This is a genomic window from Mesorhizobium sp. M4B.F.Ca.ET.203.01.1.1 (genome assembly GCF_004791025.1).
GTDB lineage: Bacteria > Pseudomonadota > Alphaproteobacteria > Rhizobiales > Rhizobiaceae > Mesorhizobium > Mesorhizobium abyssinicae.
The window spans coordinates 139439-155627 of record NZ_SRUO01000005.1; the positions used below are offsets into that span (position 1 = coordinate 139439).

Below are 16189 nucleotides of genomic sequence, written 5' to 3' on the forward strand. Positions count from 1 at the left end.
GCGTCAGGGCTGCCTGTGGACAAGGTGTGCGTAATCGGTGGACAGGTGGAAATCCACTGCGGCCACGTTGAGGGCGGAACGACCGCGACAAAGGATGAAGGCCTCGAACAATGGTGAGGCCTATGAAGATCGAATACCCAGGGCTCCTTTGGGAGTCGCTGCCGTCAGGCAACAAACGCTACCGCGTGCGCGTGGAAGGCGAGAAGAACAAGCGCATCCCCATCTACTGCGGTCCAGGCGACGAGGACTTCCAGCGCCAATACCTGGCAGCTCGTCGGGGCGAAAAGCCGGAACCGCTGAAGGTGGCGTCGGACTACGCCAAGCCGAAGTCGATCGGCTGGCTGGTCAACACCTATTTCGAATATCTCGAAGCCCGCGTGAAGGCCAAGACCACCAGCCACAAGACGCTGAAGAAGAAGCGCAACCTGCTCAACCGCCTGCTGATGAAGCCCGACAAGGTGATGCTGATCCCGCAGGAGAAGCTGCTCGAACTGCAGGACGGCATGGGCGCGACACCAGCGCAGGCCGACGCCTTCATCGAAGCTGTTGGCGTCATGTACGGCTGGGCTATTGAGCGGAAATACCTACAGAACAATCCGGCGCGCGGCATCAAGTCGATCTATGTCAAGGGCGAGGGAGCCAAGCCGTGGAAAGCCGCCGACGTCAAGAAATTCTTGGAGAAGCATAAGCTGGGTTCAAAGGCGCATGTCGCCATGTCGGTGCTGCTGTGGACCGGGTGCCGGATCGAGGATCTGACGATGCTCGGGCGAGGCCATGAATGCGTCATCGACGGCGTTGAGGCGCTGCGCTGGACGCCGTTCAAGAAGGGATCGTCCGAGGTCACTATCCCCCTTCTTGCGCCGCTGAAGACCGCCACGCGAGCGCCGACCGTGCAGGGCGGAACCTATGTGCTGGGGCGCGGCGGCAAGCCCTATTCGAGCGGAGACAGCATGTCGGCGATGTTCAAGACATGGTGCAAGGACGCTGGCCTTGATGACCTGTCGGCCCACGGCGTTCGCAAGGGCCTGGCCGAGCTTCTGGCCGAACAAGGATGCAGCCAGTACGACATCATGGCGATTCTCGGCCACTCGGAGGCCAAGACGAGCGAGGTCTACACCCGTCGCGTCGAGCGCTGGAAGCTGGCGAAGGCGGCCCTTGAACGAGCCAATGTGTCCCATGCTTGGGGTTGACGTGGGACACTCTAGGATGGAAGTGATTGAAAATATTTGCTATTCTGCCCCATCTTTCATGGGAATGGTGCGGTCGAGAAGACTCGAACTTCCACGGGTTGCCCCACAGCGACCTCAACGCTGCGCGTCTACCAATTCCGCCACGACCGCACGTGGTAGGAGCCGGAACGAACCGGCTCGGGGCCTGTAGCAAATCGTTTCCGGCGAAACAAGTGCGCCGTGCGGAATAATCGCCAATGCATGTCGCCCAAAAGTGCGTAGCGGTTTTGGGGGAACGACACGCATCTGACAGAGCTGCCGACACAACGCTCCACAGCTTTGGAAAATGCCGGGGAACTGGACGTTTTCGCCCATTGCCGCCATATGAGGGGGCACACGAGATTTATCATGCCAGAACGCAGCCAGATCGCCACGTCGTTCCTGCCCCTGCCCGGTTCAGTACCCGTCGAATGGCGGATCGAGCCCGGCCTCACCGCCTATCCCGATGCGATCGCCTTCATGGAGGCGCGCGCCGAGGCAATCCGCAGCGGTGCGGCCGGCGAGATTGTCTGGCTGGTCGAGCATCCGCCGCTCTACACGGCCGGCACCAGCGCCCGCATCGAGGACCTGATCGAGCCCGACCGCTTTCCGGTCTTTTCGGCCGGACGCGGCGGCGAATACACCTATCACGGCCCTGGCCAGCGGGTCGCCTATGTCATGCTCGACCTCAAGCGCCGGCGCGAGGACGTGCGCGCCTTTGTCGCCGCGCTCGAAGAATGGATCATCGCAACGCTTGCCGCCTTCAACGTGCGCGGCGAGCGGCGCGAGGACAGGGTCGGCGTCTGGGTCGTGCGGCCGGATCGTCCCGCGCTTGCCGACGGCACGCCGGTCGAGGACAAGATCGCGGCAATAGGCATCCGGCTGCGGCGCTGGGTGAGCTTTCACGGCATCGCCATAAATGTAGAGCCGGAACTCGGACACTTCACCGGCATCGTGCCGTGCGGTGTCCAGGATCATGGCGTCACCAGCCTGGTCGACCTTGGCCTGCCGGTGACCATGGCCGACCTCGACCTGGCGCTGAAATCCGCTTTCGAGCATGTCTTCGGCCCTGTCGCGGCTTCACCCGTCGAGGCAGCCCGCAAGGCCGGCTGAGAACCTGTCCGGAACCAGTTCAGACCAGCAGCGTGGACGCCCACAGCACGCCATAGCCATGGATGGCGAAGACCGCGAGCAGCGCGCCGGCCATGGCGAACCGGTCGAAGGTCCGGATCGGCTTCAGCTCATGGCGCGGCTTCACCGCGCTGCCCATTGTGAGCAGGCTGAGGATCAGGAACACGACGCCCGCCGCAAGCAGGAAGCCCGGCGAAAATCCAGCCAGCCAGCCGAGCGCCAGCAAGGCGGACAGCAGCAGGAACGAAGCCAGCGCCAGGACGATCGGGCCGGGGCAGATCTGGCGCAGCACCTGGCCGCCGTCGAACTTCCACACCGGCACCAGATTGGCGATGTTGAAGAGCGCGGAAAAGCCGGCGAGCGTGGCCAGCAGCGCGGCGACGGCGCCATGCCCCTCGCCTCTGGCAAGCCCGCTGGCGGCGATCAGCACCGGCACCAGGAAGGCCGAGAAGCCGGCGCCCATCAGCGCCACGAAGGCAACTTCGAAGCGGCTGTCGTAGGGCCTGCCGCCGATGGCGATGCCGCCGAGCAGCGGGATGAAGATCATGCGCGCCCTGCTATGTCCCATCAGCCGGAATGCCGCCATATGGCCGAGCTCGTGCAGGGCGACCACCGAGGTCAGGATCGCGGCCAGCGCCAGGCCGCCGAGGCTGAGGCCGAAGAACGGCCACAGGATGAAGGCTGAAAGCACGGCGAATCCCACCTGGCTGAGTGGATGCTCGAACCAGCCGCCCTTGCGATACTCTCCCGTCCTCGCCCAGCGCTGCAGCTTGCCGAGTTCGCGCCGCATGGCGAAATAGCGGAAGATCAGGAAGGCGACGCCGCGATAGCGATCGGTCTGGCCGAGGCTGACCCGCGTCGCGGCGCCCTCGGCCACCAGTTCGGTGGTCTCGCGATAGCTGGCCCAGAAGGAGGCATCGAGCGAGGAATCATCGAGGACGCGCATGGAAAAGCGGCCGCCCTCGACGACATCCTCCAGCACGACCTTGCGTTCGATCGGCTGGCCGTCGCGCCCTTCCCAGGACAGGACGATGCGGGCCACGCCCTGCCCGTCCAGCGCCTCAGCCGAAACGATTTCGCCCGACCAGCCGGCATCGCTGCCGAACGGCCACAGCGCTTGCCAGAGCCGGTGGCGGTCCGCCGCCACCAGCCTCGACACCCTGACCGTGCGCAGGCCGAGCGGCAGGGTCATCAGCAGAAAGATCAGTCCGAGATTGCCGGCCAGGAGGATGGCCATCACGATCGGCGACACCGGTGTTGCTCCCTGTCTTCGCGGGCACCCTAGCGTCAATGGCGGCAAGAAAAGCTTAACGTCGAGGCGCTTGCGGCAGCCGGCCGCAAGGCATGGTCCTCACATGGCGCCGATCCAGATCGCCATGGAAATCAGAAACGTGCTCATGCACACGAGCGACACAACATCCTGAACAAGGTCCGACATAACTCTCTCCAGTTGTTAGTATGTTCGTATTTTGTTCTAATTTTGTTCGAATGTCAACGACCGCAGAAAGGCGCTGCCCGGAAATTTCGGGCGCTCAATCCGGCAGGGTTAAGGAAAGGTTGACGGGCGAAATGCGCGGGCGGCCACGCACCAGCGCCGACGCGGGCACGCCGAGATTTGGGTCAGGCCGAGTCGAGAACGGTGGGTTCCGAGAACCGGAGCGGAGCGAACTTGAAGTACGTGAGCACCGGAAGCGCTGGAAGCCGCCTTTCGCAGGCCGGCCTCACCCGAATATCGCCGTGACCTAAAGGGGGACGACCTTGCCCTCGGCCAACGTCACCCGCCGATCCATGCGCGAAGCCAGCTCGTGATTGTGGGTGGCGATCAGCGCCGCGAGGCCCGATTGCCTGACCAGCGCTTCCAGCGCCTCGAACACATAGGAGGCGGTGACCGGGTCGAGATTGCCGGTCGGCTCGTCGGCCAACAGCACCAGCGGCGCATTGGCGACGGCGCGTGCGATCGCCACCCGCTGCTGCTCGCCGCCGGAGAGCTCCGACGGGCGATGCTGCGCCCGCTTGCCGATCTGCATGTAGTCGAGCAGCTGTGCCGCCCGCTCGGCCGCTTCCTTGCGCGACAGCCCCTTGATCAGCTGCGGCATCATGATGTTTTCCAGCGCGGAAAACTCCGGCAGCAGATGATGGAACTGATAGACGAAGCCGACATCGTTGCGGCGGATGGCCGTGCGGTCCTCGTCGGACAGCCGGCCGCAGGCGCGGCCGCCGAGAATCACGTCGCCGGCGTCGGGCCGCTCAAGCAGGCCGGCGGTGTGCAGCAGCGTCGACTTGCCGGTGCCCGACGGCGCCACCAGCGCCACCATCTCGCCGCGCCGCAGCGAAAAATCGGCGCCGTTCAAGATGGTCAGCTTGCGCGGCCCCTGGACATAGTGCCGCTCGACGCCCTTCAGCTCGATAATGGCTTCGGCCATCACTCGTACCTCAAGGCTTCGACCGGATCGAGCCGCGCCGCCCGCCAGGCCGGAAACACCGTCGCCAGGAAGGACAGGCCCAGCGCCATGATGACGACATAGGTGGTCTCGCGCGCATCCATCTTCGCTGGCAGCTGACTGAGGAAATAGAGCTCGGGATTGAACAGGATCCTGCCGGTCATCCAGGAGAAGAACTGGCGGATCGATTCGATGTTGAGGCAGATGACGACGCCGAGCAGAACGCCGGCGATGGTGCCGGTGACGCCGATCGCCGCCCCTGTCATCAGGAAGATGCGCAGGATCGCGCCGCGCGTGGCGCCCATCGTGCGCAGGATGGCGATGTCGTGGCCCTTGTCCTTCACCAGCATGACGAGGCCGGAAATGATGTTCAGCGCCGCCACCAGCACGATCAGCGTCAGGATCATGAACATGACGTTGCGCTCGACCTGCAGCGCCGAGAAAAAGGTCTCGTTGCGCTGGCGCCAGTCGACAAGGTCGATCGGCCGCTGCGCCGCCTGCTCGACCAGCGGCTTCAGCGCGTCGACATTGTCGGGATTGTCGACATAGATCTCGATGGTCTGCGCCCGGCCGTCCATGTTGAAATAGAGCTGCGCTTCCGAGAACGGCATGTAGACGATCGAGCTGTCATATTCCGACATGCCGACCTCGAAGATCGCCGCGATCTTGTAGCCCTTCATGCGTGGCGTCGTGCCGAGCGGCGTCACGTCGCCGTCCGGCGAGATCAGCGTGATTGTGTCGCCGAGCACGAGGCCGAGATTCTCGGCCATGCGCTTGCCGATCGCCACGCCCTCGCCGGTGTCGAAGCCGTCAAGCGTGCCTTGCCTGATATTGCTGGAGACGATCGAGATCTTGCCGAGGTCCTCGCCGCGTATGCCGCGCACCAGCGCGCCGGTGCCGCCGCCGACATTGCCTTGCGCCAGCACCTGGCCGTCGATCAGCGGAATGGCGTATTTGACGCCGGCCACGCCGTTGATGCGGCCCGCCACCTGGGCGTAGTCCTCCAGCGGCGAATCCAGCGGCTGCGCGATCAGATGGCCGTTGACGCCGAGGATGCGGGTCAGCAGCTCGGCGCGGAACCCGTTCATCACCGCCATGACGACGATCAGCGTCGCCACCCCCAGCATGATGCCGAGGAAGGAAATCGAGGCGATGACCGAGATCACCGTCTCCTTGCGCCGCGAGCGCAGATAGCGCCAGGCAACCATGCGCTCGAACACCGAAAAGGCGCCGGCGGCTGGGGCTTTGACGGCCGGGGCTTTGGCTGCGGCCGCCTGGCTCATGCGGCGAAACCGAGGCGCTTCTTCGCCGCTTCGATCGGCAGCGTCTCGCGCTCGCCGGTCCTGCGGTTCTTGATCTCGACCTCTCCGCTCGCCACGCCGCGCGGCCCGACGATCACCTGCAAGGGCAGGCCGATCAGGTCGGCGGTGGCGAACTTGCCACCCGGCCGCTGGTCGGTGTCGTCATAGAGCACGTCCTTGCCGGCGCCGGAGAGCGCGGCATAGAGCTCGTCGCAGACGCGGTCGCATTCGGCGTCGCCCGCCTTCATGTTGATCAGGCCGATGTCGAACGGCGCCACCGCGTCGGGCCAGATGATGCCGTTGTCGTCATGGCTGGCCTCGATGATCGCCGCCACCAGCCGCGAGGGTCCGATTCCGTAGGAGCCGCCGGAAGCGAAATGATCCTTGCCGTCCGGCCCGGTCACCTTGGCGCCCATCGGCTTGGAATACTTCTCGCCGAAATGGAAGATATGGCCGACCTCGATGCCGCGCGCCGAGACTTTGTCGCCCTCGGAGACCTTGTCCCAGGCCGCCTCGTCATGCATCTCGTCGGTCGCCGCGTATGGCGTCGTCCACGTCTTGACGATGTCGGCGATCTCGGCGTCGTTGGAAAAGTCGGTGTTCGCGCCCGGCACGGCGAGCGAAAGATAGTCGCGATGGCAGAACACCTGGCTCTCGCCGGTGTCGGCCAGGATGATGAACTCGTGGCTTAGGTCTCCGCCGATCGGCCCGGTGTCGGCGCGCATCGGGATCGCCTGCAGGCCCATGCGCGTGAACGTCCTGAGATAGGACACGAACATCCGGTTGTAGGCGGCCTTGGCGCCCTCGTAGTTGAGGTCGAAGGAATAGGCGTCCTTCATCAGGAATTCGCGAGAACGCATGACGCCGAAGCGCGGCCGCACCTCGTCGCGGAACTTCCACTGGATGTGGTAGAGGTTGAGCGGCAGGTCCTTGTAGGACTTCACATAGGCGCGGAAGATCTCGGTGACCATTTCCTCATTGGTCGGCCCGTAGAGCATCTCGCGCTCCTGCCGGTCCTTGATGCGCAGCATCTCCTTGCCGTAGTCGTCATAGCGCCCGCTTTCGCGCCACAGCTCGGCCGACTGGATGGTCGGCATCAGGATTTCCAGCGCGCCCGCCCTGTCCTGCTCCTCGCGGATGATCCGGCAGACCTTGTCCAGCACGCGCTTGCCGAGCGGCAGCCAGGAGAAGCTGCCCTGCCCCTGCTGGCGGATCATGCCGGCGCGCAGCATCAGCCGGTGCGAGACGATCTCGGCCTCGCGCGGATTTTCTTTGAGAATGGGCAGGAAATAGCGCGACAAACGCATGGACTGGTCCGTAAGTGAGGATGGCCCCGCCGGAATCGGCGCGGCATGGGCTGCTTGCCCCGGCTTCATAGCCATTTCATGGCGGATTGGAAACCCGAGCGAGCGACCGAAGTGCTGCAACCGCCCGGTTGATCGTTTCACAAGCAAGGCCTGCCGTACTATTGTGCACTGCAGCACGATATTGCCCGTTTCCGGGCAAAATTCTTCGTGACAATTTCATCTGCCTTAGGCTAGTGTGCCCCGATAACCGAGAGGGCGGAAAAAAATCTGCTCTCCTACGCGGTCAAAGTCTTGGGAGGATGCGATCTAGGCGCGGTTACTCGCAGCCGCCGGATACCGGAAACAGATCGGACGCGTTTAAATTGCAAGGCCTCGTGCCTTGCATTTTTTTTGTGCAATCATCTGCTTAGCACGACAGATTGCCAAACTGCTTTACCCGACGTCAGCGCAACGAGAATTCGAAAGCCGGCTACCGGATTTCCGGCTGAGCCGACTCGCATGAAATGGGACGAGTTTGGGTCGACTGGCGTCGTTAATTCTTCGGCGTCTGGTTGAAGTCCGGCACGATGTGCGGGATGTCGTCGATGCCGAGGCCAAGCCCCCGTGTGATGCCGTAAAAGATGCCGAGAAGGACCAGGGTGGCGATCGTCGTCCGGAAAGCCGCGCGCAGCATGTGCGGCCCGCGCGGCGCGCTGGGAACGGTGCCCAGCGTCACATCCTTGTCCTCATCCTGGGTTCTGAGGCTGAACGGCAGGACGGCGAACAGCACCACCCACCAGGTGGCGAAGAACAGCGCGATGAACGAGACCCAGCTCATGATTGCTCCAGTTCGACCAGCGTGCCGAAGAAATCCTTGGGATGCAGGAACAGCACCGGCTTGCCATGCGCGCCGATCTTCGGGCTGCCGTCACCCAGCACGCGCGCGCCGCTGGCCTTGAGCCGGTCGCGCGCGGCCACGATGTCATCCACCTCATAGCACACATGGTGCATGCCGCCCGAGGGGTTCTTCTCCAGGAAGGCTGTGATCGGCGAGTTCTCGCCCAACGGTTCCAGCAATTCGATCTTGGTGTTGCCGACATCGACGAACACCACGGTCACGCCATGTTCCGGCAGCGCCTGCGGTGCGCTCAGCCGCGCGCCGAGCGTGTCGCGATAGGCCGCCATTGCCGCGGCCAGATCCGGCACGGCAAGCGCGACATGGTTCAGGCGTCCGAGCATAAAGCGCTCCGCTTTAGGGGAGTAAGGGAGTAGGGCAGTATGGGAGTAGGGAAACGAGTCTGAACAAATACAGACTGCTTATTCTTCCCTATTCCCCTACTGCCTTACTCCCCTATTCCCTTGTTCGTCACCGCGTGACGAACACCGTCACCAGCGGCTTCTTGCCCCAGGCTTCGTTGGCGGCACCGCGCACCGCGCGGCGCACCGCCTCCTGCACCAGGTCGAGGTCTTTTCGGCGCTGACGGGGGATCGAGTCCACGGCGCCGATTGCCGCATCGAGCATCAGATCCTCCAGGGTCTCGCCGCTGGCGTCCGCCTCGGCGACACCGATCGCCACCAGGTCGGGATCGCCGGCAAGCTCGTATTTGTCGTCGAGCACGACATTGACGGCGACATGGCCGGCAAAGGACAGCTTGCGCCGGTCGCGGATGCCCATCGCCTGGTCGGTGCCGATCAGCCGGCCGTCCTTGTAGACGCGGCCGAACGGCACCTGGTCGACAATGGTCGCGGCGCCCGGATAGAGCCTCAGCATGTCGCCGTCGCGCACCTGCGCCACCTGGCCGATGCCGGACATCGACATCAGCGACCCTTGCGCCACCAGATGCGCCGCCTCGCCATGCACCGGGACGCCGATCTGCGGCCGCACCCATTCATACATCTTGCGCAATTCGCTGCGGCGCGGATGGCCGGAGACGTGCACCAGCGCATCGCCGTCCTCGATGATCTTCATGCCAAGGTCGATCAGCCGGTTCTTGATCTCGAGGATCGCCTTCTCGTTGCCGGGGATGGTGCGCGAGGAAAACACCACGGTGTCGCCGGCCGTCAGCGACACCGATTTCATCTCGTCGCGAGACAGCTTTGCAAGTGCCGCCAGCGGCTCGCCTTGGCTGCCGGTGCAGATGATGACCAGGTTCTCGCGCGGGATGAAGCCGTAATCCTCCTCGGCGATGAACTCCGGCAGCCCGTCCATGTAGCCGAGCTCGCCAGCGACATCGATGACGCGCTTCAGCGAACGGCCGAGCACCAGGCACTGGCGGCCGGCGTCGCGCGCCGCCCTGGCGATGGAAACGATGCGGCCGACATTGGAGGAGAAGGTGGTGACGGCGACGCGGCCCTTGGCGCTTTGGATGACGCCCTTCAGCCCCTCGCCGACCGCTACCTCCGATGGCGATTCTCCCTCCCGCAGCGCGTTGGTCGAATCGCAGACCAGCGCCAGCACGCCCTTATCGCCATAGGCGCGGAAGCGCGCCTCGTCGGTCTTCGGCCCGATCGTCGGCTCCGGATCGATCTTCCAGTCGCCGGTGTGGATGACGGTGCCAGCCGGAGTGGTGATCGCCAGCGACATCGGCTCGGGAATCGAGTGGGCGACCGGGATGGCCTCGATCTCGAACGGACCGATGGTGAATTTCTCGCCGGCCCGGTAGATCATCGCCGGCACCTTCGGCGCACCCTGCTCGCCCTGCCGCTTGGCCTCCAGCAGGCCGGCGGTGAACGGCGTCATCCAGACCGGCGCCTTCAGCCTCGGCCAGATGTCGAGCAGCGCGCCGTAATGGTCCTCGTGCGCGTGCGTGATGACGATGCCGCGCAGATTGTCGAGGTTCTCCTCGATGAAGCGCGTGTCGGGCAGGATCAGGTCGACGCCGGGATGCGCGGTGTCGGGAAAGGTGACGCCGACATCGACGACGATCCACTCGCGCGCATCGGCCGGCCCGTAGCCGTAAAGGGCGAAGTTCATGCCGATCTCGCCGACGCCGCCGAGCGGCACGAAGACGAGTTCGGCGTTTTCCGCTTTCGCCATGTTCTTTCCTTCCTGGCCCGTCAAACCCGGGCCGACGCGACGGCGCCGAAATGCACGTCGCCGGCGGCGATCGTCACGACAGTTCCCGCATCGTCGCGGATCACGAAACGGCAGTCCTCGTCAATGGTCTCGAACGTCCCGCGCACCACATTACCGTCAACCCTGACAGCAACTTCGCCGCCCAGCCCCGCCGCGCGCGCCAGCCAGCGCCGCCTGATGGCGGCAAGCCCGCGCCCGTCGTCCCACAGCCGGGCATTCTCGTTCCAGGCATCCGACAGCGCCAGAAACAGGGTCTCGGCATCGCAATTCGCGCCAAGCGCGCGCAGCGATGTCGCCGGATACGGCAAATCCTCGGGATATGCCACCACATTGACGCCGATGCCGACCGCCACCGCAAAGCGATCGCCTTCGAGCAGCGCCGATTCCAGCAGGATGCCGGCGAGCTTGGCGCCGGAGGCAAGCACGTCGTTCGGCCATTTCAGCTCGAAGCGGTTCTTGCCCTGGCTTGCGCCGTCAACGCCGATCGCGATCCTGCCTTGCGGCACGACGGCATCGAGCGCATCGGCAAGCGCCAGCCCGGCGACGAAGCCGAGCGTCGCGGCGAGCCGCAATTCGCCGCCGCTGACGATGAGCAATGTCGCGGCCAGGTTGCCCTCGGGCGTCGCCCAGGTCCGGCCCCGCCGGCCGCGCCCGCTTTCCTGCTTTTTGGAAACGACCCACAGCTTGCCCGGATCGCCGGCCCGCGCATGGGCGAGCGCCAGCGCGTTGGTGGAGCCGACCGTATCATGGGCTTCGAGCCGGAACCCTTCCGACGCCGCGGTTGGAGCCAGCCGAAACGCCATCCCGTCAGAAGAAGGTCTTCGCCGCGGCTTCGGCATAGGTGCCGATCGGCCCGCCGATCAGCACGTAGAACAGCACGAAGGCGCCGCTGACGCCAAGCACGAGGCGCAGTTCGCTGGCCATCGGCACGAAGCCGCCGACCGGCTCGTCGAACCACATGATCTTGATGATGCGCAGATAATAGTAGGCGCCCACCACCGAGGCCAGCACGCCGATGATCGCCAGCGCGTAGAGGCCTGCGTTGATGGCGGCGAGGAAGACGTACCACTTCCCCCAGAAGCCGGCGAGCGGCGGGATGCCGGCCAGCGAAAACATCAGGATGGTGAGGATCGTCGCCATGATCGGGTTGGTCGAGGCGAGCCCGGCGAGGTCGCTGATCTGCTCGACATTGCCCTCCTTGCGCCGCATGGCGAGGATGAAGGCGAAGGTGCCGAGCGTCATCACCAGATAGATCAGCATGTAGATGGCAACGCCGCGCACGCCGGCCTGGCTGTTGGCGGCGAGGCCGACCAGCGCGTAGCCCATGTGACCGATCGAAGAATAGGCCATCAGCCGCTTGATGTTGGTCTGGCCGATGGCCGCGAAGGCGCCGAGCGCCATCGAGGCGATCGAGATGAAGACGATGATCTGCTGCCAGTCCGCGGCGATCGGCTTGAACGCGCCCATGGTGACGCGCACGATCAGCGCCATCGCCGCCATCTTGGGGGCCGCCGCCAGGAAGGCCGTCACCGGGGTCGGCGCGCCCTCATAGACGTCCGGCGTCCACATGTGGAACGGCACCGCCGAGATCTTGAAGGCAAGGCCGGCCAGCACGAACACCAGGCCGAAGACGAGGCCGAGCTGGCGCTCGCCGCTGCCCAGCGCCGTCGCGATCTCCTGGAAGCCGGTGTTGCCGGTGTAGCCGTAGATCAGCGAGATGCCGTAGAGCAGCATGCCCGACGACAGCGCGCCGAGCACGAAATATTTGAGGCCCGCCTCGGTCGAGCGGACGCTGTCGCGGTTGATCGCCGCCAGCACGTAGATCGCCAGCGACTGGAGTTCGAGGCCGAGGTAGAGCCCGATCATGCCGTTGGCCGAGATCATAAGCATCATGCCCAGCGTGCAGAGCAGGATCAGCACCGGATACTCGAACTTGTCGAAATGCTCCTGCTTGGCGAAGCGCATCGACATGACCAGCGTCACCGCCGAGCCGATCAGCGCCAGCAGCTTCATGAAGCGGGCGAAGGAATCCTGGATGAAAGCGCCGCCGTAAGCCGTGCCCTGCCCACCGGAAGAGGCGACCCAGAAGCCGGCGAGCACCAGTATGGCGACGGCAAGGCCGGTCACCGTCATGGTGGTGTTGGAGCGCGAATAGGCGCCCACCATCAGCAGCGCCAGCGCGCCGATGGCGAGGATCAGCTCCGGCGTCGAGAGCGAAAAGCTGGAGAGAAGGTCCGGCGTCATGGTTCGCAAAACCCCTGGTCAGTTCGCCGCCGCGGTCTGCGCGGAGCCGATGGATGCGGTGACATTGGTGACGAGCGCCTTGACCGATGCGGCCGTGGCGTCGAAGACGGGCGCGGGATAGACGCCGAAGAAGATGACCAGCACCACCAGCGGGTAGATGATCGCCTTCTCGCGCGTCGACAGGTCCAGCAGGCCCTTCAGGCTGTCCTTGGTCAGCGAACCAAAGATCACCCGGCGGTAGAGCCAGAGCGCGTAGGCCGCCGACAGGATGACGCCGGTGGCGGCGAAGAACGCCACCCAGGTGTTGACCCGGAACACACCAAGCATGGTCAGGAATTCGCCGACGAAGCCGCTGGTGCCGGGCAGGCCGACATTGGCCATGGTGAAGACCATGAACACGGTGGCATATTTCGGCATGTTGTTGACCAGCCCGCCATAGGCGTCGATCTCGCGCGTGTGCATGCGGTCGTAGATGACGCCGACGCACAGGAACAGCGCGCCGGAGACGAGGCCGTGGCTGAGCATCTGGAAGATCGCGCCCTGCACGCCTTCCTGGTTCATGGCGAAGATGCCCATGGTGACGAAGCCCATATGGGCGACCGACGAATAGGCGATCAGCTTCTTCATGTCCTCCTGCATCAGCGCCACCAGCGAGGTGTAGATGATGGCGACGACCGAGAGCGTGAATACCAACGGCGCGAACATTTCCGACGCCAGCGGGAACATCGGCAGCGAGAAGCGCAGGAAGCCGTACCCGCCCATCTTCAGGAGGATCGCGGCCAGGATCACCGAGCCCGCCGTCGGCGCCTCGACGTGCGCGTCCGGCAGCCAGGTGTGCACCGGCCACATCGGCATCTTCACCGCGAAGGAGGCGAAGAAGGCGAGCCACAGCCAGGTCTGCATGTTGGCCGGGAAGTTGTGCGTCAAAAGCGTCGTGATGTCGGTGGTGCCGGACTGGTAGAACATCGCCATGATGGCGAGCAGCATCAGCACCGAACCGGCGAGCGTGTAGAGGAAGAACTTGAACGAGGCGTAGACGCGCCGCTTGCCGCCCCAGACGCCGATGATGATGAACATCGGGATCAGGCCGGCCTCGAAGAAGACGTAGAACAGCACGATGTCGAGCGCGCAGAAGACGCCGATCATCAGCGTTTCCAGGAGCAGGAAGGCGATCATGTAGGCCTTGACCCGCTTCTCGATCGCTTCCCACGACGCCAGGATGCAGAGCGGCATCAGGAAGGTGGTGAGGATGACGAACAGCATCGAGATGCCGTCGACGCCCATGTGGTAGGAAATGCCCGAATCCAGCCAGGCGGCCTTCTCGACGAACTGGAAGCCGGCCTGCGAATTGTCAAAACCCTTCCAGATGAACAGCGAGATGACGAAGGTGATGCTCGTCGTCCACAGCGCGATGGCGCGGATGTTGCGGCGCGCGTTTTCGCTGTCGTCGTTGATGAACAGGATGAGCAGCACCCCCACCAGCGGCAGGAAGGTGACCAGCGAGAGGATTGGCCAGGCGGTCATCAGAGCATCATCCAGGTGACGAGTGCGGCAACGCCGATCAGCATGGCGAAGGCGTAGTGGTAGAGGTAGCCGGTCTGCAGCTTGACGACGCGGTTGGTGACATCGACGACGCGCGCCGAGACCCCGTCAGGCCCGAGCCCGTCGATAATGGCGCCGTCGCCGGTCTTCCACAGGAACCTGCCGAGGCGCTTCGCCGGCCGCACGAACAGGACGTCGTAGAGCTCGTCGAAATACCACTTGTTGAGCAGGAAGGCGTAGAGCAGGCGATGGTTGGCGGCGACGCTGGCGGGCAATTCCGGCGAGCGGATGTAGAACTTCCAGGCAACCGCGAAGCCGATGACCATGGCGATGAACGGCGCCAGTTCGACCCACAGCGGCAGTTCGTGGATCTCGTGCAGGATGTGGTTGTCCGGCAGCGTGAACAGCGATGCCTTCCAGAACTCGGCATAACCCTCGCCGATGAAGGCGCCGTGGAAGATGATGCCGGCAAACAGCGCGCCCGCGGCCAGGATGAACAGCGGCACCAGCATCACCGGTGGCGATTCATGGACATGGTGCATGACCTCGTGGCTGGCGCGCGGCTGGCCGTGGAAGGTCATGAAAATCAGCCGCCAAGAGTAGAATGAGGTGAAGGCCGCGGCAACGACCAGCAGCACGAAGGCGGTGCCGGCAAACAGATTGTGGCTGGCGAAGGCGCTCTCGATGATGGCGTCCTTGGAGAAGAAGCCGGCGGTGCCGATGACCGTCACCGGGATGCCGACGCCGGTCAGCGCCAGCGTGCCGATCACCATCATCCAGTAGGTCTTCGGAATGAGCGTCCTCAGGCCGCCCATGTTGCGCATGTCCTGCTCGTCGGAGACGGCGTGGATCACCGAGCCCGAGCCGAGGAACAGCAGCGCTTTGAAGAAGGCGTGCGTGAACAGATGGAAGATCGCCGCGCCATAGGCGCCGACGCCGAGCGCCACGAACATGTAGCCGAGCTGCGAGCAGGTCGAATAGGCGATGACACGCTTGATGTCGTTCTGGACCAGGCCGACCGTGGCCGCGAAGAAGGCGGTGAAGGCGCCGATGAAGGTGACGACCGTCAGCGCCGAATGCGACAGCTCGAACAGCGGCGACAGCCGGGCCAGCATGAACACGCCTGCCGTCACCATGGTGGCGGCATGGATCAGCGCCGAGACCGGCGTCGGGCCTTCCATGGCGTCGGGCAGCCAGGTGTGCAGCGGCACCTGCGCCGACTTGCCCATCGCGCCCATGAAGAGGAGCAGGCAGACCACGGTCATCGCCGAGTGCTTGTCGAGCGCATAGCCAAGGAAGGTGAGCACGGCGGCGCCGTGCTTGGCGCCCTCCGCCGGAACGAAGCTCGCCGCATTGGCGAAGATGGTGCCGAGATTGACCGAGCCGAACAGCACGAAGACGCCGAAGATGCCGAGAGCGAAGCCGAAATCGCCGACGCGGTTGACGACGAAGGCCTTGATCGCCGCGGCATTGGCCGACGGCTTCTTGTACCAGAAGCCGATCAGCAGGTAGGAGGCGAGACCGACGCCTTCCCAGCCGAAGAACATCTGCACCAGATTGTCGGCCGTCACCAGCATCAGCATGGCGAAGGTGAACAGCGACAGATAGGCAAAGAAGCGCGGCCGGTTCGGATCGTGGTGCATGTAGCCGATCGAGTAGATGTGGACCAGCGCCGACACGGTGTTGACGACGACCAGCATCACCACCGTCAGCGTGTCGATCCTGAGCGCCCAGGACGCGTCGAGCCCGCCCGACTGGATCCAGCGCAGCACCGGTACGGTGAACACCTCGCCTTCGCCGAAGCCGACCGAGAAAAAGGCGATCCACGACAGCACGGCCGAAATCACCAGGAAGCCGGAGGTGATGTATTCGGACGCCTTGGCGCCGAGCGACGTGCCGAACAGGCCGACGATCAGGAAGCCGAGCAGCGGAAGGAAGACGATCGCTTGATACATGACTG

At 64.4% G+C, this 16189-nt stretch carries 13 protein-coding genes and 1 tRNA gene; 2 read left to right on the plus strand and 12 right to left on the minus strand.

Annotated features, from left to right (window positions below; all coding sequences use genetic code 11):
* Positions 1 to 122: 122 nt before the first annotated feature.
* On the plus strand, positions 123 to 1190 hold the full coding sequence (locus tag EN846_RS13305; RefSeq protein WP_245518722.1) for a tyrosine-type recombinase/integrase: 1068 nt from the start codon (positions 123 to 125) through the stop codon (positions 1188 to 1190).
* Between the two features lie 65 nt (positions 1191 to 1255).
* Here the strand turns inward: EN846_RS13305 and EN846_RS13310 are convergent.
* A tRNA-Leu gene (locus EN846_RS13310) sits at positions 1256 to 1340 on the minus strand.
* Positions 1341 to 1577: 237 nt separating this feature from the next.
* Here EN846_RS13310 and lipB point away from each other — a divergent pair.
* Complete coding sequence (gene lipB / locus EN846_RS13315) at positions 1578 to 2321, plus strand: lipoyl(octanoyl) transferase LipB (RefSeq protein WP_127391987.1); 744 nt, start codon at positions 1578 to 1580, stop codon at positions 2319 to 2321.
* Between the two features lie 19 nt (positions 2322 to 2340).
* Here the strand turns inward: lipB and EN846_RS13320 are convergent, their stop codons facing one another.
* The 11 genes from EN846_RS13320 to nuoL all read right to left on the minus strand — a co-directional run bounded on the left by EN846_RS13320 (position 2341) and on the right by nuoL (position 16184).
* Positions 2341 to 3591 carry a site-2 protease family protein gene (locus EN846_RS13320; protein ID WP_127391986.1) on the minus strand — a complete coding sequence of 417 codons (1251 nt, stop codon included), beginning with the start codon at positions 3589 to 3591 and terminating at the stop codon, positions 2341 to 2343.
* A 490-nt stretch (positions 3592 to 4081) separates the two neighbouring features.
* Positions 4082 to 4765: an ABC transporter ATP-binding protein gene (locus EN846_RS13325; RefSeq protein ID WP_187331281.1), complete on the minus strand. Its 684-nt coding sequence runs from the start codon at positions 4763 to 4765 to the stop codon at positions 4082 to 4084.
* On the minus strand, positions 4762 to 6063 hold the full coding sequence (locus EN846_RS13330; protein ID WP_127284974.1) for a lipoprotein-releasing ABC transporter permease subunit: 1302 nt from the start codon (positions 6061 to 6063) through the stop codon (positions 4762 to 4764). The genes EN846_RS13325 and EN846_RS13330 overlap by 4 nt, the downstream gene beginning before the upstream one ends.
* The gene (gene proS / locus EN846_RS13335; RefSeq protein WP_127391985.1) at positions 6060 to 7388 is read right to left on the minus strand and encodes a proline--tRNA ligase; all 1329 of its coding nucleotides are present in this window, start codon (positions 7386 to 7388) and stop codon (positions 6060 to 6062) included. Before proS ends, EN846_RS13330 begins: the two co-directional genes overlap by 4 nt.
* A gap of 532 nt (positions 7389 to 7920) precedes the next feature.
* Positions 7921 to 8205, minus strand: a complete 285-nt coding sequence (locus EN846_RS13340; RefSeq protein ID WP_126054035.1) for a DUF1467 family protein — start codon at positions 8203 to 8205, stop codon at positions 7921 to 7923.
* On the minus strand, positions 8202 to 8606 hold the full coding sequence (mce, locus tag EN846_RS13345) for a methylmalonyl-CoA epimerase (RefSeq protein WP_126054034.1): 405 nt from the start codon (positions 8604 to 8606) through the stop codon (positions 8202 to 8204). Before mce ends, EN846_RS13340 begins: the two co-directional genes overlap by 4 nt.
* Positions 8607 to 8733: 127 nt before the next feature.
* A complete protein-coding gene (locus tag EN846_RS13350; protein ID WP_127391984.1) occupies positions 8734 to 10404 on the minus strand; it encodes a ribonuclease J in 1671 nt (556 codons plus the stop codon).
* A 20-nt stretch (positions 10405 to 10424) separates the two neighbouring features.
* Positions 10425 to 11246 (minus strand): biotin--[acetyl-CoA-carboxylase] ligase, encoded by an 822-nt coding sequence (locus EN846_RS13355; protein ID WP_128273502.1) that lies wholly within the window; start codon positions 11244 to 11246, stop codon positions 10425 to 10427.
* A gap of 4 nt (positions 11247 to 11250) precedes the next feature.
* Positions 11251 to 12687 (minus strand): NADH-quinone oxidoreductase subunit NuoN, encoded by a 1437-nt coding sequence (nuoN, locus tag EN846_RS13360; RefSeq protein WP_127309015.1) that lies wholly within the window; start codon positions 12685 to 12687, stop codon positions 11251 to 11253.
* Between the two features lie 18 nt (positions 12688 to 12705).
* Entirely contained in the window at positions 12706 to 14211 is a 1506-nt protein-coding gene (locus EN846_RS13365; RefSeq protein WP_127284941.1) for an NADH-quinone oxidoreductase subunit M, read from the minus strand.
* Entirely contained in the window at positions 14211 to 16184 is a 1974-nt protein-coding gene (nuoL, locus tag EN846_RS13370; RefSeq protein ID WP_127393942.1) for an NADH-quinone oxidoreductase subunit L, read from the minus strand. The genes EN846_RS13365 and nuoL overlap by 1 nt, the downstream gene beginning before the upstream one ends.
* Positions 16185 to 16189 lie beyond the last annotated feature (5 nt).

Coding starts and splice junctions, on each gene's coding strand:
- EN846_RS13330 (WP_127284974.1), bottom strand. CDS start 6,063: ATGAGCCAGGCGGCCGCAGCCAAAGCCCCGGCCGTCAAAGCCCCAGCC.
- EN846_RS13305 (WP_245518722.1), top strand. CDS start 123: ATGAAGATCGAATACCCAGGGCTCCTTTGGGAGTCGCTGCCGTCAGGC.
- EN846_RS13350 (WP_127391984.1), bottom strand. CDS start 10,404: ATGGCGAAAGCGGAAAACGCCGAACTCGTCTTCGTGCCGCTCGGCGGC.
- EN846_RS13340 (WP_126054035.1), bottom strand. CDS start 8,205: ATGAGCTGGGTCTCGTTCATCGCGCTGTTCTTCGCCACCTGGTGGGTG.
- nuoL (WP_127393942.1), bottom strand. CDS start 16,184: ATGTATCAAGCGATCGTCTTCCTTCCGCTGCTCGGCTTCCTGATCGTC.
- EN846_RS13355 (WP_128273502.1), bottom strand. CDS start 11,246: ATGGCGTTTCGGCTGGCTCCAACCGCGGCGTCGGAAGGGTTCCGGCTC.
- proS (WP_127391985.1), bottom strand. CDS start 7,388: ATGCGTTTGTCGCGCTATTTCCTGCCCATTCTCAAAGAAAATCCGCGC.
- mce (WP_126054034.1), bottom strand. CDS start 8,606: ATGCTCGGACGCCTGAACCATGTCGCGCTTGCCGTGCCGGATCTGGCC.
- lipB (WP_127391987.1), top strand. CDS start 1,578: ATGCCAGAACGCAGCCAGATCGCCACGTCGTTCCTGCCCCTGCCCGGT.
- EN846_RS13365 (WP_127284941.1), bottom strand. CDS start 14,211: ATGACCGCCTGGCCAATCCTCTCGCTGGTCACCTTCCTGCCGCTGGTG.
- nuoN (WP_127309015.1), bottom strand. CDS start 12,687: ATGACGCCGGACCTTCTCTCCAGCTTTTCGCTCTCGACGCCGGAGCTG.